This is a genomic window from Dictyobacter alpinus, from assembly GCF_003967575.1.
GTDB lineage: Bacteria > Chloroflexota > Ktedonobacteria > Ktedonobacterales > Ktedonobacteraceae > Dictyobacter > Dictyobacter alpinus.
Genome location: NZ_BIFT01000002.1, coordinates 1871017 through 1895451 on the forward strand (window position 1 = coordinate 1871017; position 24435 = coordinate 1895451).

Consider the following 24435-nt stretch of genomic DNA (forward strand, 5'->3'; position numbering starts at 1 on the left):
CCAACATCTTGCTACTGGCTACGTTAAATTACCTATACCAGTCAGTTTTGAGCAGAAACGTGGTCAGCCAAAACCAGGTAATATAAGTCATGTGCCGCCTCGCGCTTTTTTGTACAGTAGGGACAGAAGAAAAAAAGTAAAGAAAAGCCCAAGGAGGCATATGATGACAACTACTACACTTGCCACGGGAAAAATCGTTCAGATCTTAGGTGCCGTTGTTGATATAGAATTCCCTCCCAACCAGCTCCCAAAAATATATGATGAGCTACGATTACAAGGACCTGATCTGGAGCAGGCACTGTCCTTTGAGGTGGAACAACACATGGGTAATAACTGGGTGCGCTGTATCGCGATGGGCGCTACCGATGGACTACAGCGCGGCGCAGAAGTAATCAACTGCGGTCATCCTATCTCAGTTCCAGTCGGCCCTCAGACCCTTGGTCGGGTCTTTAATGTACTTGGCCAGGTTGTCGACAATAAAGAAAACATTACCGATGCCCCCCTCTGGTCGATCCACCGCGAGGCTCCCATTTTAGAGGATCAAACCATACAGGCGGAGATGTTGGAGACGGGTATCAAAGTTATCGACCTGATCAGTCCATTTGTCAAAGGGGGAAAAATCGGCGCGTTTGGTGGCGCAGGCGTCGGAAAAACTATCATTATCCAGGAACTGATTAATAATATTGCGCGCCAGCACAATGGCAATAGTGTGTTCGTGGGAGTTGGTGAGCGTACCCGCGAGGGCAATGATCTTTACCATGAAATGATTGAGCGCGGCGTCATCGATCGCGTCGCAATGGTCTTTGGTCAGATGAATGAACCTCCTGGAGCACGCTTACGGGTAGCCCTGACAGGCTTAACGATGGCCGAATATTTCCGTGATGAAGAGCACAAAGATGTCCTGATCTTTATCGACAACATCTTCCGCTTCTCTCAGGCCGGTGCCGAAGTTTCAGCCTTGCTCGGACGCATGTCATCGGCGGTCGGCTACCAACCTAATCTGGCTGAGGAGATGGGTGAGTTACAGGAGCGCATCACCAGCACTGGTAATGGTTCAATCACTTCCCTGCAAGCCGTGTTTGTACCGGCCGACGATTACACCGATCCAGCGCCAGTAACCACCTTCGCTCACCTGGATGCAACCGTGAGCCTGGAACGCACATTATTTGAGCAAGGGCTCTATCCCGCCATCGATCCATTGACCTCAAATAGCCGCATCATGGATCCCAATATTGTGGGTGAAGAGCATTATACTATAGCCCGTGGCGTCCAGAAATTGCTCCAACGCTATCGGGAACTCCAGGACATCATCAACATCATGGGCATTGAGGAGCTCTCCGATGAAGATAAACTCTCCGTTACCAGGGCCCGCAAGATGCAACGCTTCCTGACACAACCGTTTAGCGCAGCCCAGGTCTTCACCGGACTCGAAGGACGCTATGTGACACTGGCCGAGACATTGCGAGGAGCTAATGAAATTCTGACAGGCCAGCATGATGCGATTACAGAGGACCTGTTCTACATGGCCGGTGGCATCGACGAGGTCGTTCAACGCCACCAGGCAAGCCGCTAACACGTAATCCACACAAATACCAAATAGTTAACGCCATATACATTATCCTTCGCTCCGGTTGTGCGGTAAAGAGACTCTCTCAGTTGCTTCTTTACCACACAATTTTTGTTGTATTCAACTTATACACATAATATAAATTTTATTATATATTATTTTATTCGCATAGAATACACGCTCCGCTGATCGTTATTTTCGCGCCTTTGGCGCTCTAACGGTTTTAAGTGTGGTGGGCCCTTCAGGGCCCGCGTGCGGCTAGCTGTATGCTTCCCTAAGAGAGTGGGAGTCAGAAACTCTTATTGACAAAAGCTCATAAATGGCCTATACTCTTTATTATTAATAGACGAATTCTCTGTTTATTACGAAGAGCAAAGTGATGGTATATAGTATTAACACAGCAGCTTATACTGCGAAGCGCGCTGCCAGGCCCGACGAGGCGCAACATACTATCATGAGCAGAGGCAATGCACAGCTAGCAACTGCCACTCTGCCAGGAGCATTTTACCATTCTGTTGCAGTCAGGTCGGCATTATTGCTTGCACTGGCTCAGTATCTAAGCGAGCAGGTCGAACAGCTTATACTCCTCATCATCCAAGATCCAATCTTTTCATCTTTAACACACTCCAAAGCTTCTTTGTTTGGCGCACCACCAGGTTACTGACAAGCATACAGAAAAAATCTTATAGCGGGTGCTTTTCAATCTATCAAGTAGCGCATCACATCATTTCAAGTGTAGCCTTACATACTAAGCTTAGTATGTTCAAAAACGGTTTCAATATAAGAGGATAATCATATGGCAAAAATGATCGAAGTCGACAACCTGACTAAGAGCTATGGCAGTAAGCGGGGCATTACCGACGTATCCTTCCAGGTGGAAGAGGGTGAGATCTTTGGCTTTCTCGGTCCAAATGGCGCGGGAAAATCAACGACGATTCGTTTACTCATGGCGTTGCTACGCGCCGATGCAGGTACAGCACGTATTGCTGGATTGGATAGCTGGCAGCAATCGGTAGAGGTTAAAAGGCTGGTTGGCTACCTGCCAGGCGAACTTTCGCTGGATCCTAAAATGACTGGTGGACAGATTCTGGAATACTTCGGGCACCTACGCGGGGGCGTTGATCAAGCCTATCTTAAGAGGCTGATCGAGCGCCTGGACCTGGATCCCAGCCGTAAGTCGCGCCAGTATTCCAGTGGTAACAAACGCAAAGTCGGCATCATTCAAGCGTTTATGCATCGTCCACGCCTGCTCATTCTGGATGAACCAACCAGCGGGCTAGACCCATTGCTGCAACAGGAATTTGACCACATGCTGGAGGAAGTGCGCAACGATGGCGGTACAGTCTTTCTCTCATCGCATATCCTGACCGAGGTGGAACAGACGTGTAACCGTGTGGCTATTATTCGCGAGGGCCAGCTCGTACGAGTAGGTCTGATAGAGGATCTGAAGGATATCAAGCGCCACGACATCACCATTATCTTTGCCGATGCCGTATCCAGTGATCTGTTCAAGGATCTTGATGGCGTTGAGCGCGTAGAAGCGCTGGCCGACGGGCGCAGCCTGCATCTATCCGTACAAGGACCTGCCGATGCGGTAATCAAAGCGGCGGCCAAACATTCCGTTGTTTCATTAATCAGTCGCGAGCCCAGTCTGGAAGATATCTTTATGCATTATTACGAAAGCGCTGGCCAGACTGCCAGGGAGGCCTCACATGTGGTTCAATAGCATCTATCTCAAAACGCTGCGCGAGGCCCGCATTGCCATTTTTGGTTGGGGAATAGGTATGGGCCTGCTCATATATGCTGTACTGTCCGCCTATCCCTCATTGGTGGAGACACCTCAGGCACGGGCATCACTTGTCAGTCTATCGAGCTCTTTCGCCTGGCTGGCTGAACCGGTCGCGGTAGATACTCCAGGCGGTTACGCTACCTTTAAGTATGGTTTTACCATCTTAATCATTGCTCTATGGCCGCTCCTGGCGTGTAGCCGCCTGCTACGTGGCGAGGAGGAACGTGGCATCATGGATGTCCTGCTGTCACTACCACGTGGACGCAGGCGCGTTGGACTGGAAAAACTGGCCGCCGTTTGGACAGCTTTAGCAGGAATGGGCTTGCTCATCGGGCTACTGACCTTCGCTGGCGGAAAAAGCATTAATGCAGACTTTAATCTGGCTGATGCCTTGCTCTTCGGACTCAATGTGGTGATCGTCTGCGGCATCTTCGGGTCGCTGGCCTTACTGATCTCTCAATTCACCCAGGAACGTGCCACAGCGGCTGGCATCACCGGTGGCTTGCTACTGATCTTTATCGTCCTGGACATGATCCATCGGACCATTCCCAATACAGAATGGATCAGCCGCCTTTCGCCCATCTATTACTATAACCTCAATAAACCACTTGTCCCTAAGTATGGCATCAATGTTGGCGCACTACTCTTACTGCTGGCATTAAACATCCTCTTAAGCGGTGTGGCTCTTGTCTTGTTTGAGCGGCGCGACGTTGGAGGAACGGTCAAACTGCCCCGCTGGCTGCGTCTGCCTGAAAGGACTGCACAGCCAGCCCATGCCCTACCAGTCAATGCCTGGTCATTGCGCTCAATCTATACACGCAGTCTGGGGATGATCATAGTTCCTGCCTGCTGGTGGACACTGGGTATCGCGGGCTTTGCTGGCTGGATGGTCGTCATTGCCGAACAAACGGAGAAGCAGCTCGCGGCTCTTTATACAAGCTCGCCACTCCTTAAAGGCTTTATCACTAAAGTTGGCGGCGGTGATATAAACACCAACGCGACCCTGCTCAGCGCGCTCTTTATCCTACTGCCGCTACTGATGATGGCCTTTGCCGTCACGCAGGCCAGTCGCTGGTCCGCCGATGAAGAGGATGGTTTGCAGGATCTGGTACTGGCAACACCGCAATCGCGCCTGACCGTCCTGTTGGCCCGCTTTGGCGCGCTCACCACAGCCACAGTAATTATGGGTCTACTCACACTAGCCGCGACGGTGCTGGCATCGCTGGCCACCGGCTTCAAACTCGATATGGGCAATCTGGCCGCGGCCACGCTCTCAATCATACCGCTGGGACTCCTGATGGCGGCGATCGGCTACCTATTCTCGGGCTGGTTGAGTACCGCGCTGGACACCGGCATCTTGAGCTTTTTACTCGTAATCTGGTTCTTTATCAGCTTTGTTGGTCCCGAACTCAACTGGTCCGATAACGCACTCCGGATCTCCGCCCTCTATTACTATGGAACACCGCTACTACATGGCCTACCCTTATGGAACACCCTGGGACTGCTCGTAGCTGCCATCATAGTCCTGGCGCTGGCCTCAGTACGCTTTGTCTACAAAGACATCGGCAAATAAAACAGTGTAGCGGCAGGTCTTGCACCTGCAACCCGTTCACGTACGTAACGTACCTTTCCAGGTACGTGCTCGTTCCGCCTGTTTCTACATGGTTGTACGTCTACAGGTTGCAGGTGCAAGACCTGCCGCTACGTTGTTTTATCTCAGCGATGGCGTAACCAGGCGGTGGCAAAATCAACGGCCGCCCGTTGCGGTAAAAGGCGTGCATCAGCCTGTCCAACTTTATTGATCAACACCTGACCGGTACGCTCAAATTCCTCTCCGATCGTTGGAAAGATATCAGCATCAAGATCAATATCCTTGAAACGTTTCCAGATACGTCTACCATCCTCAATTATCGGGGCACCTAACATGACTTCATTCGCGCCGGGAATACGATACTCGGCCAGATGAAAGGTGGTATTATTATCATAACCTACACCTAGTAGGAGCGCGTAACCATTCAGGTCATACATACGAGCTAACGGCGACTGTTCGCCAAGACCATATTCAAGGCTATGATGCGCAGTGATCAAAGCAGCATGCTTACCCCAGGCTGCAAAAGAAACCTGCGGATGATTGCTACGCACAACTCCTGGATGCGTCCGAAACACCTCAACGACAGCTCCCATCTTATAGGAGGGAGTAATTTCAGGACGAAAAGCTGGCATCGCCTCATAAATAACGTCCCACCAGGGCTGAGGAACCGGCGGATTCTGCCAGTTCGCCGGATCAGAATAATTGCCTGTCTGGGTCGGCATGACCAGAGTACCAGCGGGAGTGAGCACCTCCAGCAAAGCATCAACCACAGCCACCGGACCACCACAGACCCAGCCAAAAGAGCGTAATGATGAATGTACAAGCACAGTCATTCCCGCCTGTAATCCCAGACGGCGTAGATCATCAACCAGACTCTCACGCGTACACAGCGTAGAAGTCGCTTGCACAACTTGTTCTTCAGACATAACCTCGTCCTTTTCAGCTAACAACGTCATCAGCCTACCATCCTTCGTGCCCAAAAGCAAGTAAAAAAACGCGAAACAACAGATGAACTCCCCTTGACAAATACAAGATTGATCCTTATATTTACTAGTAGTAGTGCATACTACTACTATGGATTTGAGAAAGGAGGCCAGTCGCAATGAGTATCTCTACCATTGAAGAGATGAAACATTTAGGCTTCACTGGAGCGGAGGCACAAATTTATATCTTCTTACTCCAGCATCCACTCTCAACTGGCTACGAGATTAGCAAAGGCACTGGCTTACCCAGGGCTAACACGTATCAGGCGCTTGAAACTATGACCACAAAAGAACGTGTTACCGCTGTAAGTGCCGATCCTGTGCGCTACGCTCCTGTGCCGCCGGCACGTTTGCTACGGCGTATTCAGGACGAAACCAAACAACGCTGTCAGGATTTAGAGCAGCAATTTGCGGCACTTGAACGCCCTGACTCGGTAGGACACTTCTGGGAACTCAATGATCAAAAACGTATTGAGGCGCGTCTACGCGAGTTGATTACGATGGCGCAACATCGCATTGCCGCCAGCCTGTGGGCCGAAGATCTTGAGCGCTTCTCCGATGTTCTGCGGGAGGCACGCGAGCGCGGTTGCACGGTTATCCTGAACCTGTTTGGTGAGGCCAGCGCCGATTATGCCATGATATATCAACACGAGGGACCTGAAAAAGTCGTGGGTGGCCATGTTATCGCACTGGCAATTGACTTTGGAGAAGCCCTGGTCGCATCACTGGATGCGCCCGCGACTGGCGTGATCACCCAAAATCGGACAATGGTACGCGTGGTAGAAAAGTTAATTCGGAACGAAGCGTATCTGGCCGCAATCTACGAGCGTCTTTCACCAGAGCTAGAGGCCGCCTTTGGTCCTCACCTGGTTAATTTGCGCAGTGGATTACTACCAGCAGCGGATGCTGAACAACTTGTCGCGATCACCACCATGGGATCAAGACCAATCGATCTACCATCGAGTTTATATACATCAATGCGAGAAGCATTGCAGCTTGGAGAGGAGTAGCCGTCATGGCTGGAACAGTAACTGTAGTAGTAGGTACACAATGGGGAGATGAAGGGAAAGGCAAACTTGTCGATCTCTTAAGCAAGGAAGCTGATCTATGCATGCGCTTCCAAGGTGGAGGTAATGCGGGACACACCGTTGTGAATAGCTACGGCGAATTCAAGCTCCATCTGGTACCATGTGGCATCTTTAATCCCAATTGCATCTGCGTAATGGGAACAGGCACAGTCATTGATCCACAGGATCTTATTTCAGAGATGGAGGGTATCGCTAAACAGGGAGTCTCGGTCGATCATTTATATATCTCTGATCGAGCTCATGTGGTGATGCCTTATCATAAGCTCCTCGACAAAGTGGAGGATGAAGCTCGTGGCGCCTATCGAGTAGAGACGACCGGACGTGGTATTGGCCCGGCCTATACGGACAAAGTTGGCCGCATCGGTATCCGTTTCCATGATCTTTTACATGAACAGATTCTGCGCGACAAGTTGACTGCGGTCCTCAAAAAGCATAATGCAATTCTATTCCATGTGTATGGGCAGGAACCTTTTGATGTCGAAAAGTTGATCGCTGATGCGCTGGAGTGGGGCAAGCAGCTAAAGCCACGCATTGTAGATACTATGCCAATTGTACGTACAGCCCTGCAAGAGAACAAGACGATCCTGCTCGAAGGCCAGCTCAGTGCCATGAAAGATATCGACTGGGGTTCCTATCCTTTTGTTACCAGCTCGTCTCCAACTGCCGCCGGCGCTTCCGCTGGCGCGGGCATTCCACCGCGCTATATCAATCAGGTCATCGGCGTAGCGAAAGCTTATAGCACCCAGGTTGGAACCGGTCCAATGCCAACCGAGCTGCATGACGAGATGGGGAGCCATCTACGCGAGCTGGGTGGAGAATTTGGTGCCACCACGGGCCGTCCACGCCGCATCGGCTGGTTCGATGCTGTCGTCACCCGCTATGTCACCGAGATCAACGGCTGCACCGACCTCAATATTACCAAACTGGATGTGCTGGACACGCTGGCAGAAATTCCTGTCTGCACTGCTTATCGCTACAAAGGCGAGTTAATCGAGCACCTGCCGGATCCTGTTATCCATGAGCAGTGTGAGCCCGTCTATGAAGTCCTGCCCGGCTGGCAGCAAGCCACCCAGAACGCCAAAACCTTGGAGGAGCTACCAGAAAATGCCCGCAAATATCTAGCTCGCCTCTCCGAACTGGTTGGTGTACGCATCCACAGCGTCGGTGTTGGTCCCAATCGCGATCAAACCTTGATGGCATAAAACACTCACCATACAGTCTACTACAACACAAAAGAAAGCGCCTTCAATGAGTATATTGAAGGCGCCTTCTTTAAAGAATTGAATCCACAACAAAATTATTGAACGAGATTCTGTATATCTGGCTTGTTTAACCGAAACCGTTTTAGCATATACCAGAACATGGCACCAGAAACGGCCAGTAAAAATAGGCCGATCAGGAAAAGGGTCGGATTAAAGGGCGTAGTGGAAATAGTTGGCATAGCAGGCTGTCCGACCAGCGCCTGCGTATCAGTGGGATCAATATTCACAGGAACATGTTTAGGTGGGGCTGTCTGCTTATGTTGCGCACCAGCATTAGTCCCGGGTGTGGAGGCTGTAGTTTGGACGGCAAGCAGATAAGAGTGGGCCTCACCGCCATTATTGATGGATAGAGCATGTGGTGCGGATAGCGCAAATTCATAGGTTATAGAGCTCACGTCAGTTCCTTTTCTACAAAAAAACCAGGCAAACAATAAGTTATAGGAAGACATACCCTTCAATCACATGCCGCCAACATATATATAAATTGAATAATTTACTATCCGTTTCTAGTCCGAAAGGATGGATTATATACAGGTCAATTTTATAGTGTAGAAGCTTTAATGGTATTATATGCGTTTATTCAGTAAATAGCAGTATACATCACCTGGAACTGACAAAAAGTACCAGTAGCCGAATCTTCCTGCCTACCCAGGCAGGAAGACCTCCAACTCTGGGAGGCCCTCCTTCACCTTATGATTATCTGGATTGCTGTTGTTGTAGCCATTGCGCGGCAATCAGGGTTTTGGCGTCGCGAATCTCGCCTTTTTTGAGGACGTCCCAGAGCTCTTCAAAGGTGATCTGGATCAATTCGATGTCTTCATGTTCTTCAGCCAGCCCACCACCATCAGAGACGCGATCGGCGTTGCTTACTTCGGCATAGTAGAGGTAGATACGCTCTGAGCTACCGCCGGGCGAAACATAGAAGGTTGCGATAGCTGTCAGGGCATGAGCACGATAACCAATCTCTTCTTCAATTTCACGCTTGACTGCATCTTCAGGCTCTTCATTTTCATCGATCATGCCTGCCACGATCTCGTGCAGCCAGCCAGGCCCTTTCTCCAGCGTGGGATAGCGAAATTGCCTGGTCATCAAGACCTTCTGGGTATCTGTATTCACCAACAGCGCCGCCACGGCATCACCACGCTCAAAGAGCAGGCGGCGTACAGGATCGCTCATCTTACCATCAAAGCGACGAAAGCGCAGGTACGCTTCTTCGATCTTGAAGAAATCATCATAGACAGTGCGCTTCTGTAAAATTTCTACTTTTTTATCCATTATCTCCATCCTTTATTACAGGGTTACAACCAGTAAAGGGGTCGCTATCATCATACGCAAGGTTATCCTGTTGTGGCAAACAAGCGCCAGTGAGTATGGGAAGAGAACTATTACTTTAGCAATAGAAAACCATTACTATCCATTTATAGAGAATGGTGGCATAATAAATATAAGGCAAAACATGCTTTTGAAAAGTATGCTGTCTATCTACGATCGTTTTTAGCTGTAGAAAGAGGCAAGAAGCAGTGAAGTTTGCATTTAGTACTCTGGGATGTCCGCAGTGGACAACTGAACAGGTGGCCGACAATGCGGTCCGGCTTGGCTATAACGGTGTCGAATTACGTTTACTGGATAATGAGATTATTGATCCTGTGCGCGACGCAGACAAGGTACGCAAAGCGGTCGAAACGTTCCGTACGCGCGGTGTTGAGGTCTGCGCATTTGATACATCCTGCACGTTTAACTTTAGTGATGCCGCTGAGCGCGCAAAGAATGTGCAGAGTTTACAACACTGGATTGCTCTGGCACAGGAGCTAAAAGTACCTATACTACGTGTATTTGGAGGGGCTGGAAAAGGTGAGGATATTGAGCAGGAGAATCGTTGGGTAGCTGAAGCATTGCGCCAGGTAGCCACCGAGGCTGAACAGGCTAGCGTAACGATCACCTTAGAGACTCATGATGGCTTTTCTTCCGCCCACCGTACCGCTCAGGTGCTTGCAGCCATAAACTCTCCCGCCATTGCCGCGCTATGGGATAGTCATCATCCCTATCGCGTGGGTGAAAGTGCGGAAGAAGTATGGCAGGTACTGGGAGCGCGCGTCGCCCACGTCCACGTTAAAGATGCACGCCGCGATGAGTCCGAGAAATCTGGCTGGAAATTAGTACTGATGGGAGAAGGCGAGGTACCCGTGCTGGAGCAGCTTCAGAGCCTGTATAAACATGGCTACGATGGTTATATCTCCGTCGAATGGGAAAAACGCTGGCATCCAGAGATCGAAGAGCCTGAAATCGCTTTACCACAGCATATTAATTGGCTACATACAGCCGAAAAGCAACTGACAAACTAACGTCTTGAGCATTATCAGAGTTTACTATGCGCCAAATTGAGATCAGTAGCTGATTTTCACGACCACAAGCGGAGTCCTATAAAAAGTGGACTCCGCTTTTTATATCATGTACAAGCTTTTTCCTTCACACAATGTAATTGATCCTACTTTTATAGAAACTTATACAATATTCATAACATAGAACAAGATACATATCCAAAAAAGGTGTATAATGGATATGCACAGATTAGCAAGGAGGAAAAGTAATACATGGGCTATATTATCCGTCAAATCGAAGCAGATGATTATGCTCCTATTATTCAAGTAGTTGATGCATGGTGGGATAACCGTCCAATGGCAAGTATGTTGCCGAAGCTCTTTTTTATCCATTTTCAGAAAAGTAGCTTTATTGTTGAAGATAACGGAGAACGCATCGGTTTTTTGGTAGGATTTCGCTCACAAACTTATCCACATCAGGCATATATCCACTTTGTAGGGGTTGATCCGCGTTTCCGAAAAAAAGGCATTGGACGCCTGCTGTATTTACGTTTCTTTACCCAAATGCGCGAGTGGGGTTGCACTGAAGTCCATAGTGTGACGGCGCCAACGAATGATCGCTCTATCGCTTTTCATCAGAGTATGGGATTTACCGTTGAACCCGGTGATTCAGAGACCAATGGTTTACCTGTGACAACCAATTATGATGGTCGTGGGGGTACGCGTGTGCTTTTCCGGAAAGTATTGTAGCGCTAAAGATAATTTTCCATTATAAAATCATACTAAAATATGAATGCAGCTGCAATAGTGTTTAATTTTCACTTTCATCGGTGAAGGTACAAGCAGCCGCACTCGGGCGCTAAAGCGCCATGCTTCTTTTAAATGCGGGGTGCAATCGTGTAAAAAGCATACGATTGCACCCCGCATTTACCATTAAATTTTTAAAAGATGAAATGTAAAAACTTGCTCATGGCATTGTTAAGCAGGTGATTTTCCTGGTTAAACGCCGCTAAAAGCTGAGAAGCCACCATCCACTGGCACGACAATGCCAGTTACGAACCTGGAGGCTGGACTGGCCAGCCAGAGCAAAGTTCCAATCAGGTCTTCCGGTTCACCCATACGCTGCATGGGGGTATGGGCCAGGATAGTTTGTCCACGTGCGGTATATTCGCCTGTCTGTTTGTCAGTTAATAAAAATCGATTCTGATCGGTGAGAAAGAAGCCTGGGGCGATCGCATTCACGCGAATGTCGGCACTATATTCCTGGGCCATATGGACTGCCAGCCACTGGGTGAAGTTGGTGACGGCAGCCTTGGCGGCGCTATAAGCAGGAATACGAGTCAGTGGACGGAGCGAGTTCATTGAGGCGATATTGATAATACAACCTTGCTTACGTTCAGCCATGCCACGACCAAACACCTGACAACATTTGACGGTTCCTGAAAAGTTCAGATCAAATACACGGTCGATCGCCTCATTATCCAATTGAAAAAAGGAAAGCTCTGGTGAGGTTGTTGCAGCTGGCTGATTACCACCGGCACCATTGACCAGAATATCTACTGGACCAAAAGCCTGCGTGATATGTTCGAGCGCTTGCTCCAATGCGTTACGATCCACCACATCACAGGCTAAAGCCAGGGCACTCCCACCCTGAGCCTGAATTACCTGGACAACCTTCTGCGCTGAATCAGCATTTCGACCGATAATGGCGACATTAGCACCAGCCTGCGCTAATGCATATGCCATAGCACTACCAAGTCCACCACTACCACCTGTGACAACAGCCGTCTGACCCTTTATCGTGAAAAAAGATTGAAGTTGTGACTCGTAATTCATGCTCACTCTTTCTTGCGGTACTAGTACTCAACGTAAAATTTATCTGTTCAATGATCATTGTAACATAGGCTAAAGGGAGAGAGTAAAGATACTATTTTCATGGTGAAGCCTGGCTTATAAAAAAAGGTAATTGCATATTGTATCACCAGTTGTTGACGAGAACTACTTTTTTGACGTAAGATACTTATCTAGTCATTACGGATTAGCTAGTAATAGTTAGACGAGTGGTAATTGAGTAACACACATAAACCGTCAGGGTGGCGTACCTTCTTAGAAAAGGTTATTGTCGATCCATGTGAACGGCAGCGCATAGCGAGTATACTTGGTGTCAATCCGGTCAGCCTTACCCGCTGGGCCAATGGAACATCAAATCCACGGTCCAAACACCTGTATGCGCTCCTAGATGCATTACCCACCCGGCGCGAAGAGTTAATTGCACTAATAGCTGAAGAGTTTCCGGAATTCCGCACAGATATTGCGGTCAAGGAGGAAATGCCAGCACAAATTCCACCAGCTTTTTACGCCAGGGTGTTGGAGGATTATCATCAATTGCCACCGGGCATACGTAATACAACTGTCCAGTCCATGGTGATACAACAAATACTGGCTCATCTCAATCCTGAACAGAGAGGAATGGTGGTCTACGCCAGCCAATGTACGCGACCCGCGGTACAGGGTCAGAAGGTGCGTAGTCTACGTATTGTAAGTGGGCGAGGTAATCCACCCTGGCACAGGATGGAAAATAATATGCGCTTCTTCGGCCTGGAATCCTTGAATGGTCATGTAGTTCAATTCCAACGTCCAATCCTCATTCATGAACATACCCAGAAAAAACGCTTCTATCCTACTCATTATGATCAGACCGCGGAAAGTATTATATGTTGCCCACTTATTCGTGCGAATAAAATTGCTGGTTCCCTGACAATTATCAGTATGCAACCTCAGTATTTCACAGATATCCATGTGAATCTGGTGAATGGTTATGTTGATCTTTTTATGCTCGGCTTTGAGTCAGCAGAATTCTATGACTTTGAGCAGATCGCACTGGGTATTATGCCCTCCACTGAGATTCAAGGGCCGATACTGGATCAATACAATACTCGTGTTACGAATATACTGATTGAGGCTGCCCGCCAGCAACCGCCACTGAACCGTCCTGAAGTCGAATTACAAGTCTGCCAGGCTTTTGAACAAGAATTTCTGGCAATGACCGCCCAACCTGCTTTAACCATGAGTCTTACATCATAGGAGCAATAATCGACATGGATCAACAAGAGCCTTCTCGTACGCGTACTTTTAGTTGGGAAGATCCCACGATCGCGTTACGGCAAGGAAAAAATATGAGCGGATTTGAATATCTGAAGGCCATCCAGGCCGGTGAATTACCACCGCCACCAATCAGTCCCCTGCTCGATATGCAGATTACTGAGGTCAAAGAGGGGCGTGTGACATTTGCTTTGGAGCCTGCTGAGTATCAGTATAATCCATTGGGAAGTGTACATGGTGGTGTACTGGCTAGTTTGTTAGACTCATCGCTCGGTTGCGCCGTCCAATCACTCCTGCCAGCCGGAACTGGATATACCACAATTGAATTAAAAATAAATTATGTGCGGGCTGTTACACATACGACAGGCATGATTTATAGCGAAGGTACAGTTATTCATATGGGAGGGCGGATAGCAACCGCTGAAGCGCGTGCCACTGATAAAGCAGGCAAACTTTATGCCCATGCCACCACAACCTGCCTGATTATGCGACCCGAACGATCGAAACCGTCCAGCTAAGCGCATAATTCCTTTATTGTATGCAGATATAACTGATAAAATCTGTAACTACTCATGTCTTATAGATGCCTCCGGCATCAACCAGACTCTTCTTGTGCCATTGCGGAAAATTGTCGGCAGTGCCGACAATTTTCCGCAATGGCACAAGAAACAATTTTGCTCTGCTTCGCAGAGCAAGGCATTTGAGCAAGAAAGAGCACTGACTAGTTACTAAAATTATAAAGTATATCTGCTTAGATGGTTAAGAAAGAGAACACTGATGTCGTACGAACCTCCCACGTCATCTCATCCCAATCAGGCTGCTGGATTTATTTCACCACCAGACGATAAGAAATGGGATCGCCGCATCATCCTGATCGCAACCTTAATCACAGGAGCCCTGGAGATCGTTCATGCTTTCATCTTCGCAAATTTTCCACAACTAGACTTTCTATTACCTCAACCTTACGGTTATATGGCCCTGGACATCCTTATAAGCATCCTGATAGCTTTTATCGCGGGACAACTGGTTGCTCGTCGTACGAGACGTATCAAACCAAGCTTGCTGGTCACATTCTTTGCGCTCTGCTGCTATGCGATCGCGAGCTTAGGAGTCGGCATTGAAGTTGGACTGATCCAGGTTCCGCTTGATTCACTCAACACATATATGTCGTCATTCCTGCTAGATTTTGCCACTGAACTGCTGCTCCTTGTACCGTTAAGCCTTGCAGCCGCCTGGGTAGGCGCATATCTGGGACGCAAAGGTCGCCGTCGCTTGACTATCAGTCACAGAGCTTGAAAATACCATCTTAACGCTGCTGGCGTTGATGGATACGTTTAAGCGCATAGTGCAAATATTCTTTGTTGAGCTGAACGTCGTTCTGAGGATGGATAGACAGCAGATGCTCTAGAACTGGCAGGGCGCGCTGATCACCAAGTTCACCAATGGTGAGCACGGCAGAATCGCGGACACGTTGATCAGGGTCCTGTACTGCCTTGAGGAGTGGAGCGAGGTTGCGAGGATCATCCATTTTACCAAGCGCGACAATAGCGGCCCGACGTACCGGAGGTAATGTGTTATGCAACGCAGAAACCAGAGCATCAAAGATCAGAGGGCCACCAATCTGACGAAGCGCAAGGACCACATGGAGTCGTACAGTATCCTCCGGATCATCCAGCAGCAAGGTCAGAGGCGCGATTGCCTCGGTATTTCCTGGCTTCCCTAATTGTTGGATCGCAGATAAACGGATAGCGCTCTTATCATGATGTAATTGCGCCCGTAGTTCTGTGGGTTGAATATATTTATCCATCAGCCTTTAGGAAGCGCAACCGTGAAACTCATAGAAGATTCCATATACAGGTTCAACCATTGAAGACCAGGTGCCAGATATGTTCGGACACTGGCACGCTTGACAGGATCATCAGATTGAAAAAGGAAGTTGATATGTTCTATTAAACGTAAAGCAGTAAAGACACGCCACCACTTTTCATAGTGCTCTGGCAACTTACGCACACGCTCATAACCATGAAAGAACGCCTGTCGTAATCGTTCTTCGTCTGAACGACCGCTTATTCCACTTAATGCAATCGATATATCAAAAAGATAATAATTCCAGGCGCATTTGTGAAAATCAATGGCCGAAACATTCCCTTTATAGAAGAAATAGCTCTCCTGACGAAAATTGCCATGAATCAATCCATAATAGTCCGGAGTTGTAGGGATAATCGCTAACTCATCTCGCGTACGTTCAGCTACTTCAGAAAATAGACGATACTCTCGGCCACCGATCAGTCCATTGCAGTGGGTCGACGCAAAATCGGGATCAAGCACTGTATCAGGCCCTACTATATGTTGCCAGCTCCAATGGGGACGTACAAAATTTTCGGGGGGCACAAATGTTCTGGCACATTGATGTAAACGAGCCATAAACGTACCGACGCGCTCAAAAAGGGTCGGAGTCAGGCCAGAATCAATGCTACGACCGGGAACCCAGCGCATAAGCATACAGATACATTCCTGCTCAATATCCTCAACCCGAACCTTCACCATCAAAGCTCCATCACGTGCCTCGATTGGCTCAGGTACTAGCAGGTCCGTCTCACTTTTCAAGGTCAATAACCATTGGAGCTCAGAGTTCCACAATGGACGATCAAATCCCTCCGACCGACAGAGATGTAAAGCAAAACGATCATCATCGGTCTGGCCACCAGTTTCAAAAACAGATAGTCCAGGCTTTGTATACGCGCTAACACGAAAAACGGCATGATCTCCATAAGACATAAGCGTCAGGCGAGCGCTTCCAATATCGTATTGCGTCAGTGCAGCTTCAGCCAGAATGCGCAACTGCCGAACTTGACCATTGTAGCTCGAATTTTCCAATAGATTGACTCCCACAGACTACAGCGCAAAGCTATCTGCTTCCCATAAAATATCTTCGCATATGTAGTGTCAATAATAGGACAGATATTGAGACACAAGAAGAGTATACATCAAAAATAGAACATAGACATCGACTATTTGATCGATGTCTATAAACATTCACAAGTATATTACATAACCTTAATAAATTTAATGACACGTCACCACAATAGCGCTCATGTCATCACTCTTCGCCCGCATATTTGTATTAGTGGATTGATGAGAACACTCAACGGCCTGCTGCACAATTTTTCTGGCGACAGTCTGACGATTTTCTTTTTCAAGTAATACTGCCAGGTCTTTATCCGTTAAATTATCATGAATACCATCTGAACAGATAAGAATTCGATCACGCGGCTGGATTACAATATCGCCAATGTGTACAACCAGGGATTTTTCATGTCCCAGAGCTTGAGTAATACCATTGCGATTATCAAAGTAGCTTTTCTCAATGCGACTCAACTCATCAATAGAAACGGCTTGATCAATGCGTAGCGCATCTTCAGGAGTTACTGAGCCATCTAATATTTTTAGTGAAAGATAACCATCGTCAGCTGTGAGACGCTGAATGGGCTGCTCGGGCCGCCATAGGTAGATACGGCTATCGCCTACATGCGCGTAAAACATATGGTAAACATGGGTATCCTGGTTATAACAAAACAGGGTCAGGGCAGCCGTGGTTGCTGGATATCTGGCATAATCTTCCATACTGCGAGCGCGACGTTCTCCTTCCAGGAGAATCTCGCGATGGGCCTCATTAAACATATGCAGCAAGGTGTCTGCTAAATGTAATTCTTCGGACGCAATAATAATACTTGCTTCGGTATGCTGCTTCTTCCAGATACGCCGTATGACGCGCGCAGCCAGGCGTGAGGCAACCTGGCCGGGACCAGAGCCAACACCATCAAAGACCGCGGCCAGCCCGCGACGCCTATCTAGCAATACAGTATCATCATTATAATAGGCATGCCCCTCATGCGGCACACTGTACTGGACAAAGGCCAGCGCTGAATGAGTAGCGCCAGATGTATAAGAAGCTTTAACAGAGACTGTCATTTAAAAGCTCTCTTTCTTCGAGAATACTATCTAGCATATACAGAATAATAGAGAAGTTTTGCATCAACCGAATAAAGGATCATTTTGAAGTATTTTAACACATGTTGGGGCTTTTTTCTTTGGTTTTTACTTTTTCTTGATTTTGGGGTAGGGAAATTGTTTTTGTTTTTCAGGTGAATGGTGTGCGTTTGTGCTGCCGCACGCCTCGCACCTGCGGTGCTCGCAAAGATTATATATGTGGACGGTGGTGGCCGCGGCCACCACCGTCCACATATATAAAGGGATGGGAAAACTGAACGTCACTAGCACCTGATGATCCATTGATTATTTTATGTGTGGGCTGCGGCCACCACCGTCCACATATATAAAGGGATGGGAAAACTGAACGTCACTAGCACCTGGTGATCCATTGATTATTTCTTGTGTGGAGTGTGTGGTTGTGCGGCCGCTGCCCACATATATAAAGGGATGGGAAAACTGAACGTCACTAGCACCTGGTGATCCATTGATTATTTCTTGTGTGGAGTGTGTGGTTGTGCGGCCGCTGCCCACATATATAAAGGGGTGGGGAAACTGAACGTCACTAGCACCTGGTGATTCATTGATTATTTCTTGTGTGGGGTGTGTGGAGTGCGGCCGCTGCCCACACATATATAAAAAAGGGGTGGGAGAACTGAACGTCACTACCACCTGGTGATCCATGCATTATTTTATGTGTGGAGTGTGTGGTTGTGCGGCAGCGGCCGCACAACCACACACTCCACACCCCTACCCTGGCGCCGCAGGCGCCAATAAAGCTCTGCTCCGCAGGTGCGAGATGTGAGGGAAATGTATGGGTGTGTTATGATGTTTATTGTCGGGTATAGCGAGGCTATGCTATTGTTTGTTATGGAGAATGGAAAAGTGTCAGATTTAGCACAGGAATCAAATTCACTACCGTTTGGGACAAGCGCGATTCTATTTGATTTAGATGATACCTTACATCATAGAAGTAAAGCTTTTGATGGCTGGGCACGCGAGGTTGCGGCGCGATATTATACAGCCGAGCAGACTGAGAAATTAGAGGCGATGATTGCGTATCTGGTCGAGTTGGATATGCATGGCTATAGACCACGAGATGATTATTTTCGACAGGCGAAGCAACGCTATCCAGAGATACAGGGATCAATTGAGCAACTTATTATAGAATATCAAAGGGATGTCATTGAACATATTGTGCTGGAGGATGACATTCAGTTGCTCTTGCAACGATTGCAAGAACGTCAGATTCCATTTGGGATTGTGACCAATGGAGAAGGCGCGCAGCAGCAGCGTAAGATTATCAGGCTGGGTATCGATAAATATACTTCTTGCATTTTTATCTCCAAGGCTTTTGGGGCGCAGAAACCGGCTGCCTCTATCTTTCTGGCGGCGGCCAATTGTTTGCAGAAGCCGACGCAGGATATTCTTTTTGTGGGCGATAATCCAGAGTTTGATATCTGGGGAGCACATCAGGTTGGCATGAAAACGGTCTGGATTCAACATGAGCAACGCTACTGGCCTGAACATATTTCACAAGATGTGGCCGATCTGACGATTCATTCATTTGCAGAGTTGTTGCCAGGTCTGGGATTGCACGTTGATACAGTTAAACGGGAACAGCTATCATAATTTTTTTAAGTCAAAAGGAGCATATGTAGAGGATGGCATCGATTGTAGCTACACTGGGATATATCTTATCGCCCGATGGCACGCAGGTTTTGATGATTCATCGCAATAAGCGACCCGATGATATACATTATGGCAAATATAATGGTCTGGGCGGTAAATTGATGCCCGATGAGGATATTGCCAGTTGCATGATACGGGAGATAGAGGAAGAGTCGGGACTGATTGTGGATCATATGACGTTACGTGGAACGATCTTCTGGCCCGGCTTTGGGAAGCATAGTGAGGATTGGTTTGGGTTCATCTTCGTTGTCGATCGCTGGCATGGTGAGGCGCACGCTGGCAATGCCGAGGGTACACTGGAATGGGTTGAGCGCAGTGCTATCCCAACTCTGGCAGTCTGGCCGAGCGATCACGAATTTTTGCCACTGGTATTTGATGATGATCCGCGTCAATTTCATGGAATCATGCCATGGCGCGATGGCGAGATGGTCAGTTGGAGCTATGTGCGCCCATAATTAGTGGCTGCTGGCGACACGCTTCTTCCTGGCGGCCAATTTCGCCAGGGCATCTAGCTCATAGGTAAACATCTTGCGCAGTATCGAGGGATAAAAGGCCTGCTCTAACTTGCCCGCGAGTGTGTGAGCAGGTTCCCAATGCGCGGCAATCTGGACATGCGCGTGTAGACCATTATTAGCGGGCGTTACCGCGTAGGTCGTAACTAAAGAGGTAGTTGTTTCGCGCTCGACCAATATACGGCCAGGTTCAGGCTCACTGACAAGGGCCCGTCTCTCATGTGCAAAACCAAAGATGCGCATCCGATAACGGAGCACAGTCCCTGCCCCCTGTCCATTAGCCTCAACCTTGAACTGGCTGATATATTTTGCGGGCAGAATATGCGGGTGCCCATGGCGATAATCCGCCAGCACCGCATACACATCCTCGGGCGGAACAGAAATTAACGCGACCATATCAAAATGATTTTGTTGCATTACGCATCCTTTTTTATCGATGTAACAGGAAGCAGACGCTTCAAGGTAAAGCAGAAACAACTCCCCTGACCAGCCACCCCCGCGCTCTCAACCCAGATACGCCCTCCCATCCCTTCCACAAACTGCTTACTAATATACAAGCCAAGTCCAGTACCACGTACAGATCCCATCATATCACGTTTCAAACGAGAAAATTTGTGAAAGAGCAGGGGTATCTCATCGGCCGCGATGCCTGGACCAGCATCCTGCAAACAGATACGTACCATGGGCTCTGAATCATCCTCTACCAGGGCACTGATCTCAATCAAGGTTTGTGCAGGCGAATATTTGCATGCATTCGAGATGAGATTACGTAAGACCTGCCGCAACTGCTGACGATCAGCTAATATGATTAGATCAGCGGGAATAGCCAGGCGTAATGTGTGTTCCTCAAGATAAATGTGTTCACAGATTTCTGTAATTGTAGATAACAAGGGCAGTTCTTGCATAGATAATGGTTTGATCTCTTGCCCTATACGTGAACTTCCCAACACATTACTGATAATTAATTCAAGCTCATCACAACCATACGATGCACTCTGCATAAAAGCGGCCCGCGTCTCATCATCTATTTTATTACCGTATTCAAGTAATAAATTGATGTATCCTTTTACTTCGGTCAGTGGGGTACGTAATTCATGACTGACACTCATCAGAAACTGATCGCGAAGTATTTCTAACTGCTGCTGATGCTCATAGGCAATATTCAGCTGCTGCTCAGCCTGCAAGGATTGCTGTTTAGCTGCTGCCGAAAGTTCTAAGAAATGATGGAGCAAGGCAAAGCAGCCCAGTTCAATGATAATCACCAGCACGCCAAATAAAAAGCCTTCCCACAAACGAAAGGGCCACAAGAAAGTATGTAGATACAAGCTTAGTAAGAGCGCGGATGCAACAAGGACAGCAACAGCGCAGATATACGCAATTCTGGGACGAAAGATCCAGGAGGCGACAGCGACCGGAATAGCACAGCTAGTGATAATCTCTACATCTGAAAATTCAAACAGACAAAAGATCATGATAGGAAATACAATGCAGCAGCAGCCAAGAAAAGTGATGACGCGGGCGCGAAAAGGCGCGTGACGCAGGGATAAAGGTAGGGTAGACAATGATTGCAAGACACTTGCTCCGTTCACGCAGAAAAGCTGACACGAGTTGTCTGGTGCGCGTTACTATTCAGGTAAAAAAAGAGGTAAATGCACACGCATATTCTTTTCAAGCACATATAAGTTCGTCTTCTTTATATACCATACTCAGCGTAGGTTGACAATCCCGATAGCAGAATGAGTGGCTTATACACGGGCCAGAGGCAGGGTAAACCAGAAGGCTGCCCCCTGACCTGGACGGCTCTCCACGCCCACCTGTCCATAATGTTGGCGAATAATGGTCTGGCAAATAGAGAGCCCCAGTCCCAATCCTGCTGATCCACTATAGACAATGCGCCCTGGCACCTGATAGAAGTGTTCCCAGATCCTGGTTTGTAGCTCTTGCAGGATACCTGGACCTTCATCAGAAATAGTGACGCGAACATTCTGACCATCAAGCTGAAACTGTAATGTAATTGCTTTATCAGCAGGAGAATATTTCATGGCATTCGCAAGATAATGTGTTAAAACCTGTCCAATACGTTCTACATCAGCTACGACTGGAATCATATCCTCATCCATTGGCTCGATAATTTGAATCACACGAGACGTATTGCCAGTTTGAAGATCGGCGATGACATTGCGCACAACATCCAGGAGATTACATAACTTGACTTGTAGTTTTAGTTGATCTGCCTGGATACGCGAGCCATCGAGCAAATCACCGATCAGACGACTCTCAACCGCTACCTGCCTCTCACCTCGATCGAGCATGCTTTCGATTTGCTCCAAAAGGTCATCATTATGCGAACCTGTCGTAAAATTTTGCAATTGGCGTCGCGTAAGTTGGATGCTTGCCTTGATAGTGGCCAGTGGATTACGCAGTTCATGGCTAACCATATGCAGGAACTCATCTTTTTGTCGATTTGCCTCGCCCTCGGATAGGGCCCGTGCCTGCGCAATGATGCGCGCATGGATCAGGCGTTCACGCTCAATCACCACAGCCGCCAGTTTCCCAACCGCTTTCAATAAGGTCAGCGCCTCATGGACAGGATATTCTTGATCATTGGTAGGATAGTCCATGATCAGCACGCCAAGCGTGTGTTCGGCGATATACAAAGGAGCAACCAGCATATGCGAGATGCCATAGGTTGGCAGATTGGTGGCTGGCCGATCTTCCATATCAGCCAGCATTGCTTCGCCCGCTAATAATAGTTCGCAGGTTTCAGTTGAGAAGTAAGCACTTAAACATGTCTGCGCGATCTCGACGCGAAAAACCTCTTCCTGCTCAGGTGCGAAGCCAGCGACCGCAACCGGAGTGAAACGCTGGGTGCTGTCATCCATAGTCAGAATTAAAGTCCGTTGTCCACTCAGCAGATCGCGAACCAGCATAAGCAAATGCTGAATAACCTGCTGTTTTGAAATATAGGCTGCCTGGTCAGCGACATCATCAGGGAAAGTTATCTGCTCGTTTGAATGGACCAGCGCTTCAGCCATAGCAAGCAAGGCATCCAGAGCATGTTGTGTACGCTGCTCCTGCTGCCGTCTAGCCGTCACATCGCGAAAAATTAACACCGCACCCACAATCTCATCCGATATATCGCGCAAAGGTGCTCCAGTGACATTCAAGCAAACCTGAGATCCATCCAGGCCGCAGACAAAAATATCCATTGCCTGCGAGCCTTTAAGGCTCTCACCATGAAGGACTCGATAGGCCGGAGTCTGCTCTAAAGAGAGGGCATTACGGCCATCATGGAGTTGCAAAAGTTGAGCACGCCGCGCCAGTGGCAAGGCTTGATAATCTGACTGCACAGCAAAGACGCCAAGATCCTGAGCGGCACGATTCATCTGTAACAGATGGCCTTCACGATCATAGACCACCACGCAATCGGTGATAGCGGCAAAGATCGTTGAAAGTTGCTGGCTCAACTGATGAATCTGATCCTGTTCTTCTTTATGCCTGGTAATATCATGGACCGCGCCATAGAAGTGAAAGATACCGCTGGTTTCATCAGCCACAGGATGGCATGAATCTCGTAGCCAACGTACCTCGCCAGCTTTAGTGAGCAGCCGCCATTCCTGCACGTCGGAGACACCAGCCAGCAGTGCCTGCCTGCGTGCCTGAACGGCTGGATGATCATTGGGATGGTACAAGGACTCGTCAAACCATCCGACGGCGTTAACCTCTGCCTGTGAATAGCCAGTAATACGACTAAAAATCTCGGTCGTCCATACACACTCAATCGTATGGCCAGCGACACGCAACTGGTAAGGATATGAAGATTCCGGCACAAGGGTCGCGATGCGATAAGCACGCTCCTCACGCTCCCGTAGCCGTCGCTGCTCGATTACCCCCTGGAGCAACATCTCCTCCAAATAGCGCCGGCGCTGCATATATTCGGTCATATCCCGCAGGATAACGACCCCACCGGTCAGCTGAGCAAGCTCATTTTGTAGTGGCGCCCCACTGATTTGCAGATATAATTCCTGTCCATCTGTGATAGGAAAACGGATAATCGGCGCACCCTGTCCTGATAAGACCTCGCCACGCAAGATCCGTGCCACCGGAACAGTCTCGGCCGTCAATAAATGTCCACGCACATCGCGCGCGCGCAAAGTAGCAACCTGATCTGGACGCAAGATATCCTCAAGTGGAAGAGAAGCAATGCGCGTGAGTAGCCTCTGAGCAGTCACATTAGCACGTTGTAAACGCCCTACCGTATCAATTTTCACCACCCCATCTGGAATAGCCTCCAGTAACGCCTCAAGCTTATCTACATATGGATGAATCTGGACGGTAGGCCTCAAACCACGTTGCATATCTGATCTACTCCTGGAAAAATACTTTATGCTATCAGATCCATTATAGTATATGAGAACGCTACTGAGCCAGGGGATAGGCTGACACATCGTAATCTGGCAGCGTTTGATTTCCACTTTCAGCAGCGAGGGTATAACCAGCCACACTCGGGCGCTAAAGCGTCCATGCTTCTTTTAAATGTG

The 24435-nt window shown here is 48.4% G+C and carries 23 protein-coding genes; 13 read left to right on the forward strand and 10 right to left on the reverse strand.

Features of this window, described 5'->3' with window-relative positions:
- Nucleotides 1-160: 160 nt before the first annotated feature.
- From atpD to EL633_RS30110, 4 genes are all read left to right on the forward strand, one after another.
- Nucleotides 161-1573: a F0F1 ATP synthase subunit beta gene (atpD, locus tag EL633_RS30095; RefSeq protein ID WP_218027615.1), complete on the forward strand. Its 1413-nt coding sequence runs from the start codon at nucleotides 161-163 to the stop codon at nucleotides 1571-1573.
- Between the two features lie 373 nt (nucleotides 1574-1946).
- Complete coding sequence (locus tag EL633_RS30100) at nucleotides 1947-2231, forward strand: hypothetical protein (RefSeq protein ID WP_126630920.1); 285 nt, start codon at nucleotides 1947-1949, stop codon at nucleotides 2229-2231.
- A gap of 132 nt (nucleotides 2232-2363) precedes the next feature.
- Nucleotides 2364-3293 carry an ABC transporter ATP-binding protein gene (locus EL633_RS30105; RefSeq protein ID WP_126630921.1) on the forward strand — a complete coding sequence of 310 codons (930 nt, stop codon included), beginning with the start codon at nucleotides 2364-2366 and terminating at the stop codon, nucleotides 3291-3293.
- Nucleotides 3280-4929 carry an efflux permease Rv1217c-related protein gene (locus tag EL633_RS30110; protein ID WP_126630922.1) on the forward strand — a complete coding sequence of 550 codons (1650 nt, stop codon included), beginning with the start codon at nucleotides 3280-3282 and terminating at the stop codon, nucleotides 4927-4929. Before EL633_RS30105 ends, EL633_RS30110 begins: the two co-directional genes overlap by 14 nt.
- A gap of 143 nt (nucleotides 4930-5072) precedes the next feature.
- Here the strand turns inward: EL633_RS30110 and EL633_RS30115 are convergent, their stop codons facing one another.
- Nucleotides 5073-5873, reverse strand: a complete 801-nt coding sequence (locus tag EL633_RS30115) for an AAC(3) family N-acetyltransferase (protein ID WP_126630923.1) — start codon at nucleotides 5871-5873, stop codon at nucleotides 5073-5075.
- Nucleotides 5874-6049: 176 nt separating this feature from the next.
- Between EL633_RS30115 and EL633_RS30120 the strand changes: the two genes are divergently transcribed.
- Both EL633_RS30120 and EL633_RS30125 read left to right on the forward strand, forming a co-directional pair.
- Nucleotides 6050-6940, forward strand: coding sequence for a TrmB family transcriptional regulator (locus EL633_RS30120; protein ID WP_126630924.1), 891 nt, complete (start codon nucleotides 6050-6052; stop codon nucleotides 6938-6940).
- A 5-nt stretch (nucleotides 6941-6945) separates the two neighbouring features.
- A complete protein-coding gene (locus EL633_RS30125; protein ID WP_126630925.1) occupies nucleotides 6946-8220 on the forward strand; it encodes an adenylosuccinate synthase in 1275 nt (424 codons plus the stop codon).
- 95 nt (nucleotides 8221-8315) lie between these two features.
- On the opposite strand, the gene EL633_RS30130 is transcribed toward EL633_RS30125, so the two are convergent.
- Both EL633_RS30130 and EL633_RS30135 read right to left on the reverse strand, forming a co-directional pair.
- Nucleotides 8316-8675, reverse strand: a complete 360-nt coding sequence (locus EL633_RS30130; RefSeq protein WP_126630926.1) for a hypothetical protein — start codon at nucleotides 8673-8675, stop codon at nucleotides 8316-8318.
- Nucleotides 8676-8976: 301 nt separating this feature from the next.
- Nucleotides 8977-9555: an NUDIX domain-containing protein gene (locus EL633_RS30135; protein ID WP_126630927.1), complete on the reverse strand. Its 579-nt coding sequence runs from the start codon at nucleotides 9553-9555 to the stop codon at nucleotides 8977-8979.
- Between the two features lie 245 nt (nucleotides 9556-9800).
- Here EL633_RS30135 and EL633_RS30140 point away from each other — a divergent pair, with 245 nt between their 5' ends.
- Nucleotides 9801-10622 (forward strand): sugar phosphate isomerase/epimerase family protein, encoded by an 822-nt coding sequence (locus EL633_RS30140; RefSeq protein WP_161982551.1) that lies wholly within the window; start codon nucleotides 9801-9803, stop codon nucleotides 10620-10622.
- 249 nt (nucleotides 10623-10871) lie between these two features.
- Complete coding sequence (locus EL633_RS30145) at nucleotides 10872-11348, forward strand: GNAT family N-acetyltransferase (protein WP_126630929.1); 477 nt, start codon at nucleotides 10872-10874, stop codon at nucleotides 11346-11348.
- A gap of 249 nt (nucleotides 11349-11597) precedes the next feature.
- On the opposite strand, the gene EL633_RS30150 is transcribed toward EL633_RS30145, so the two are convergent.
- Complete coding sequence (locus EL633_RS30150) at nucleotides 11598-12434, reverse strand: SDR family oxidoreductase (protein WP_126630930.1); 837 nt, start codon at nucleotides 12432-12434, stop codon at nucleotides 11598-11600.
- A 231-nt stretch (nucleotides 12435-12665) separates the two neighbouring features.
- Here EL633_RS30150 and EL633_RS30155 point away from each other — a divergent pair, with 231 nt between their 5' ends.
- The 3 genes from EL633_RS30155 (at nucleotide 12666) to EL633_RS30165 (ending at nucleotide 14996) form a co-directional block, all read left to right on the forward strand.
- Nucleotides 12666-13682 carry a helix-turn-helix domain-containing protein gene (locus EL633_RS30155; protein ID WP_126630931.1) on the forward strand — a complete coding sequence of 339 codons (1017 nt, stop codon included), beginning with the start codon at nucleotides 12666-12668 and terminating at the stop codon, nucleotides 13680-13682.
- 14 nt (nucleotides 13683-13696) lie between these two features.
- The gene (locus EL633_RS30160; protein ID WP_126630932.1) at nucleotides 13697-14218 is read left to right on the forward strand and encodes a PaaI family thioesterase; all 522 of its coding nucleotides are present in this window, start codon (nucleotides 13697-13699) and stop codon (nucleotides 14216-14218) included.
- 259 nt (nucleotides 14219-14477) lie between these two features.
- A complete protein-coding gene (locus EL633_RS30165; RefSeq protein ID WP_126630933.1) occupies nucleotides 14478-14996 on the forward strand; it encodes a hypothetical protein in 519 nt (172 codons plus the stop codon).
- A gap of 10 nt (nucleotides 14997-15006) precedes the next feature.
- Here the strand turns inward: EL633_RS30165 and EL633_RS30170 are convergent, their stop codons facing one another.
- The 3 genes from EL633_RS30170 to EL633_RS30180 form a co-directional block, all read right to left on the reverse strand.
- The gene (locus EL633_RS30170; RefSeq protein ID WP_126630934.1) at nucleotides 15007-15507 is read right to left on the reverse strand and encodes a HEAT repeat domain-containing protein; all 501 of its coding nucleotides are present in this window, start codon (nucleotides 15505-15507) and stop codon (nucleotides 15007-15009) included.
- Nucleotides 15507-16577, reverse strand: a complete 1071-nt coding sequence (locus EL633_RS30175; protein WP_126630935.1) for a phosphotransferase enzyme family protein — start codon at nucleotides 16575-16577, stop codon at nucleotides 15507-15509. The genes EL633_RS30170 and EL633_RS30175 overlap by 1 nt, the downstream gene beginning before the upstream one ends.
- Nucleotides 16578-16766: 189 nt before the next feature.
- A complete protein-coding gene (locus EL633_RS30180) occupies nucleotides 16767-17672 on the reverse strand; it encodes a PP2C family protein-serine/threonine phosphatase (RefSeq protein ID WP_126630936.1) in 906 nt (301 codons plus the stop codon).
- A 903-nt stretch (nucleotides 17673-18575) separates the two neighbouring features.
- Between EL633_RS30180 and EL633_RS30185 the strand changes: the two genes are divergently transcribed.
- Entirely contained in the window at nucleotides 18576-19322 is a 747-nt protein-coding gene (locus tag EL633_RS30185; RefSeq protein WP_161982552.1) for an HAD family hydrolase, read from the forward strand.
- Between the two features lie 32 nt (nucleotides 19323-19354).
- The gene (locus tag EL633_RS30190; protein WP_126630938.1) at nucleotides 19355-19837 is read left to right on the forward strand and encodes an NUDIX hydrolase; all 483 of its coding nucleotides are present in this window, start codon (nucleotides 19355-19357) and stop codon (nucleotides 19835-19837) included.
- Here EL633_RS30190 and EL633_RS30195 read toward each other — a convergent pair whose 3' ends face one another.
- The 3 genes from EL633_RS30195 to EL633_RS30205 all read right to left on the reverse strand — a co-directional run bounded on the left by EL633_RS30195 (nucleotide 19838) and on the right by EL633_RS30205 (nucleotide 24252).
- Complete coding sequence (locus tag EL633_RS30195; RefSeq protein WP_126630939.1) at nucleotides 19838-20311, reverse strand: SRPBCC family protein; 474 nt, start codon at nucleotides 20309-20311, stop codon at nucleotides 19838-19840.
- The gene (locus tag EL633_RS30200) at nucleotides 20311-21465 is read right to left on the reverse strand and encodes a sensor histidine kinase (RefSeq protein WP_126630940.1); all 1155 of its coding nucleotides are present in this window, start codon (nucleotides 21463-21465) and stop codon (nucleotides 20311-20313) included. The genes EL633_RS30195 and EL633_RS30200 overlap by 1 nt, the downstream gene beginning before the upstream one ends.
- 174 nt (nucleotides 21466-21639) lie before the next feature.
- Entirely contained in the window at nucleotides 21640-24252 is a 2613-nt protein-coding gene (locus tag EL633_RS30205) for a PAS domain S-box protein (protein WP_161982553.1), read from the reverse strand.
- Nucleotides 24253-24435: the final 183 nt, after the last annotated feature.

Excerpts from the sequence above, each read along its gene's own strand:
- EL633_RS30165 (WP_126630933.1), top strand. The coding sequence starts at position 14,478 with ATGTCGTACGAACCTCCCACGTCATCTCATCCCAATCAGGCTGCTGGA.
- EL633_RS30170 (WP_126630934.1), bottom strand. The coding sequence starts at position 15,507 with ATGGATAAATATATTCAACCCACAGAACTACGGGCGCAATTACATCAT.
- EL633_RS30105 (WP_126630921.1), top strand. The coding sequence starts at position 2,364 with ATGGCAAAAATGATCGAAGTCGACAACCTGACTAAGAGCTATGGCAGT.
- EL633_RS30205 (WP_161982553.1), bottom strand. The coding sequence starts at position 24,252 with ATGCAACGTGGTTTGAGGCCTACCGTCCAGATTCATCCATATGTAGAT.
- EL633_RS30145 (WP_126630929.1), top strand. The coding sequence starts at position 10,872 with ATGGGCTATATTATCCGTCAAATCGAAGCAGATGATTATGCTCCTATT.
- EL633_RS30160 (WP_126630932.1), top strand. The coding sequence starts at position 13,697 with ATGGATCAACAAGAGCCTTCTCGTACGCGTACTTTTAGTTGGGAAGAT.
- EL633_RS30150 (WP_126630930.1), bottom strand. The coding sequence starts at position 12,434 with ATGAATTACGAGTCACAACTTCAATCTTTTTTCACGATAAAGGGTCAG.
- EL633_RS30180 (WP_126630936.1), bottom strand. The coding sequence starts at position 17,672 with ATGACAGTCTCTGTTAAAGCTTCTTATACATCTGGCGCTACTCATTCA.
- EL633_RS30110 (WP_126630922.1), top strand. The coding sequence starts at position 3,280 with ATGTGGTTCAATAGCATCTATCTCAAAACGCTGCGCGAGGCCCGCATT.
- atpD (WP_218027615.1), top strand. The coding sequence starts at position 161 with ATGATGACAACTACTACACTTGCCACGGGAAAAATCGTTCAGATCTTA.
- EL633_RS30125 (WP_126630925.1), top strand. The coding sequence starts at position 6,946 with ATGGCTGGAACAGTAACTGTAGTAGTAGGTACACAATGGGGAGATGAA.
- EL633_RS30115 (WP_126630923.1), bottom strand. The coding sequence starts at position 5,873 with ATGTCTGAAGAACAAGTTGTGCAAGCGACTTCTACGCTGTGTACGCGT.
- EL633_RS30195 (WP_126630939.1), bottom strand. The coding sequence starts at position 20,311 with ATGCAACAAAATCATTTTGATATGGTCGCGTTAATTTCTGTTCCGCCC.
- EL633_RS30100 (WP_126630920.1), top strand. The coding sequence starts at position 1,947 with ATGGTATATAGTATTAACACAGCAGCTTATACTGCGAAGCGCGCTGCC.
- EL633_RS30135 (WP_126630927.1), bottom strand. The coding sequence starts at position 9,555 with ATGGATAAAAAAGTAGAAATTTTACAGAAGCGCACTGTCTATGATGAT.
- EL633_RS30120 (WP_126630924.1), top strand. The coding sequence starts at position 6,050 with ATGAGTATCTCTACCATTGAAGAGATGAAACATTTAGGCTTCACTGGA.
- EL633_RS30190 (WP_126630938.1), top strand. The coding sequence starts at position 19,355 with ATGGCATCGATTGTAGCTACACTGGGATATATCTTATCGCCCGATGGC.